The 3,031-nt window shown below is 70.6% G+C and carries 4 protein-coding genes; 2 read left to right on the top strand and 2 right to left on the bottom strand.

What is annotated here, in order from left to right; genetic code table 11:
- Positions 1 to 115: 115 nt before the first annotated feature.
- Positions 116 to 601 carry a RidA family protein gene (locus tag G6018_RS00285; protein ID WP_182610978.1) on the bottom strand — a complete coding sequence of 162 codons (486 nt, stop codon included), beginning with the start codon at positions 599 to 601 and terminating at the stop codon, positions 116 to 118.
- A complete protein-coding gene (locus tag G6018_RS00280) occupies positions 601 to 771 on the bottom strand; it encodes a DUF4177 domain-containing protein (RefSeq protein ID WP_179524409.1) in 171 nt (56 codons plus the stop codon). Before G6018_RS00280 ends, G6018_RS00285 begins: the two co-directional genes overlap by 1 nt.
- 65 nt (positions 772 to 836) lie before the next feature.
- On the opposite strand from G6018_RS00280, the gene G6018_RS00275 reads away from it, so the two are divergent.
- Together G6018_RS00275 and G6018_RS00270 are read left to right on the top strand one after the other, a co-directional pair.
- A complete protein-coding gene (locus tag G6018_RS00275; protein ID WP_182638423.1) occupies positions 837 to 1,913 on the top strand; it encodes an ArsA-related P-loop ATPase in 1,077 nt (358 codons plus the stop codon).
- A gap of 1 nt (position 1,914) precedes the next feature.
- On the top strand, positions 1,915 to 3,021 hold the full coding sequence (locus tag G6018_RS00270; RefSeq protein ID WP_179524408.1) for an ArsA family ATPase: 1,107 nt from the start codon (positions 1,915 to 1,917) through the stop codon (positions 3,019 to 3,021).
- Positions 3,022 to 3,031 lie beyond the last annotated feature (10 nt).

Raw genomic sequence — 3,031 nt, 5'->3', positions numbered from 1 at the left:
TCTCCGAGGGGTTGTCGCAGAGGATCACCCCGGCCAGGTCGGTGACGGGGCGCAGCGTCTCGTACGCGGGGAACGTGATCGGGGCCAGACCGCCGGACGTCGCCATGGTCCGTCCCTAACCCTCGACCTCGACCTCGACGATGAGCTCGACCTCGACGGGGGCGTCGAGCGGCAGCTCCGACACCCCGACGGCGGAGCGTGCGTGGACGCCGGCGTCGCCGAAGACCTCACCCAGCAGGTCCGAGGCGCCGTTGATCACCGCGGGCTGGGCGTTGAAGCCCGGCGCCGAGGCGACGAACCCGACGACCTTGACGATCCGCACGACGGAGTCGATGCCCACCAGGCCGTCGACCGCGGCGAGCGCGTTGAGGGCGCAGGTCCGGGCGAGACCGGCGGCGACCTCCGGACTGACCGCGGCTCCGACCTTGCCCGTCGCGGCGAGGGCGCCGTCGACCATCGGCAGCTGACCGGAGGTGTAGACGTACGCCCCCGTCCGCACGGCGGGGACGTAGTTGGCCAGCGGGGGGACCACGGTCGGCAGCTCGATCCCCAGCTGCTCCAGCTTTCGGGTCCAGTAGCCGCCGCCCTCGCCCTCCGACATCAGAGCCGGCGCTTGAGGTAGGCGACGTGCTGCTCGCCGGTGGGCCCGGGCAGCACGGACACGAGCTCCCAGCCGTCACTGCCCCACTGGTCGAGGATCTGCTTGGTGGCGTGGGTGAGCAGCGGGACGGTCGCGTACTCGAACCGGGCTGCGGAGGTGGATTCGCTCATGCCCCCACTCTAGGGAAGTCGAGAGCAGCCCGCGCGCTCTGGTGGAACCGCTTAGTGTGGAACGCATGCCGTCCACCGACAATCCAGGAACGCAGGCGACTCGAACTCAGGGGACACAGTCGACGAGGGCGACCATCGCCGACCAGCTGTCCACCGGCTGGTCCGACTCCTCCGCCCGCGCAGACCTCCACTACGTCTCCGGGAAGGGGGGAACGGGCAAGACCACGGTCGCCACCTCGCTCGCGCTGGCACTGGCCTCCACCGGCAAGCGTGTGTTGCTGGTCGAGGTGGAGGAGCGCCAGGGAATCTCCCGGATCTTCGACCGCGCCCCGCTGCCGTACCGCGAGGAGCTCGTGGCCCGGGTGGACGGTGGCGGCAAGGTGTTCGCGCTGGCCATCGACATCGAGGCCGCGATGCTCGACTACCTCGACACCTTCTACCACCTCGGGGTGGTGGGCAAGGTGATGAAGTCGGTGGGCGCGATCGAGTTCGCGACCACCATCGCCCCCGGCCTCAAGGACGTGCTCCTGACCGGAAAGATCTACGAGGTCGTCACGCGCCAGCACGCCAAGAAGGAGGTCGTGTACGACGCCGTGGTGGTGGACGCCCCGCCCACGGGCCGTATCGGCAAGTTCCTCGACGTGACCACCGCGATGGCCGACCTGGCCGCCGGCGGGCCCATCCGCCGGCAGGCCGATGCCGTCTCCGAGCTGGTCCACTCCCCGCAGACGGTCGTCCACCTGGTCACCCTGCTCGAGTCGCTGCCGGTCCAGGAGACCATCGACGCGATCGAGGAGCTGCGTTCGCACGACCTGCGGGTCGGCCAGGTGATCATCAACCGGGCCGAGACCAGGCACCTCGACGACGACGCGCTCCAGCGGATCGCCGAGGAGGACATCGATGCGGAGGCGGTGCTGGCCGGGCTCGAGGAGACCGGTGTGGAGCTCGACGACGAGGGCCTGCAGGGGCTCCTGGTGGAGGCCATCGAACACGCCCGCGTCGCCCGCGGCCAGCTCGCGGCCGGCGAGACCCTGACCTCGTCCGGCTGCCCGACCCTCGTGCTGCCGGCCCTGCCCAACGGCGTCGAGGTCGCCGACCTGTACGACCTCGCCTCCGCCCTTGCCGATCAGGGAGTGCACTGACATGACTCGTCGTCTCGACATCACCGGAATGCTCACCGACCCCGCGACCCGTGTCGTGGTCTGCACCGGCGCCGGCGGCGTGGGCAAGACCACCACCGCCGCCGCGGTGGCCCTGCGCGCGGCCGAGCTCGGCCGCGATACCGTGGTGCTCACCATCGACCCGGCCCGGCGCCTCGCGCAGGCGCTGGGCATCGACAGCCTCTCCAACGAGCCGTCCCGGGTGGACCTGGGACCCGAGCACGCGGATTCGGACGGGTCGCTGCACGCGATGATGCTCGACATGCGTCGCACGTTCGACGAGCTGGTCACCGCCAACACCACGCCCGAGAAGGCGCAGTCCATCCTGGACAACCACTTCTACAAGACCATGGTCACCTCCTTCGCCGGCACGCAGGAGTACATGGCCATGGAGAAGCTGGGCCAGTTGCTCGACGACTCGACGTGGGACCTCGTCGTCGTCGACACCCCTCCCTCCCGCAACGCCCTCGACTTCCTCGACGCCCCGCGCCGACTGGGCGCGTTCATGGACAGCCGTCTCATGCGGGTGTTCGCGGCGCCCGGTCGCGGGGTCGGCCGGTTGATGACCGGCGCCATGAGCACGGCGATGCGGGGGGTCTCGGCCGTCGTCGGCTCGTCCATGCTCAAGGACGCCTCCGAGATGGTCGTGGCGCTGGACTCCACGTTCGGTGGATTCGCCACCCGGGCCTCGCGCACCCAGGCGATCCTGCGCCGCAAGGGCACCGAGTTCCTGGTGGTCTCGTCCGCGGAACGTCCCGCCCTGCGCGAGGCCGCGTTCTTCGCCGAGCGGCTCTCGGAGGAGGAGATGCCGCTCGCGGGGGTCGTGATCAACCGCACCCACCCCCGACTGACCGACCTCACGGCCGAGCAGGCGTGTGCCGCGGCCGACCGGTTGGCGGGGAACCCGGAGGCCGAGGCGGTGCTGCGGATCCACGCCGACCGGGCCGGCACGGCCAAGCAGGAGGTCCGCCTGCTGGAGTCGTTCACCGACACCCATCCGGACGTGCGGATCGTGGGCGTGCCGTCGTTGCCGTTCGAGATCTCCAACCTGGAGGCCCTGCGCTCGGTCGGCGACCAGCTCTGCGGGTGACCAGCTGTCC

Source organism: Dietzia sp. DQ11-44 (assembly GCF_014145205.1).
Taxonomy (GTDB): domain Bacteria; phylum Actinomycetota; class Actinomycetes; order Mycobacteriales; family Mycobacteriaceae; genus Dietzia; species Dietzia natronolimnaea.
This window is presented reverse-complemented; position numbering and strand designations above follow the sequence as displayed.

Bases quoted from the DNA above. Each gene is read 5' to 3' on its own strand.
- G6018_RS00285 (WP_182610978.1), bottom strand. From the start codon at position 601: ATGTCGGAGGGCGAGGGCGGCGGCTACTGGACCCGAAAGCTGGAGCAG.
- G6018_RS00280 (WP_179524409.1), bottom strand. From the start codon at position 771: ATGAGCGAATCCACCTCCGCAGCCCGGTTCGAGTACGCGACCGTCCCG.
- G6018_RS00275 (WP_182638423.1), top strand. From the start codon at position 837: ATGCCGTCCACCGACAATCCAGGAACGCAGGCGACTCGAACTCAGGGG.
- G6018_RS00270 (WP_179524408.1), top strand. From the start codon at position 1,915: ATGACTCGTCGTCTCGACATCACCGGAATGCTCACCGACCCCGCGACC.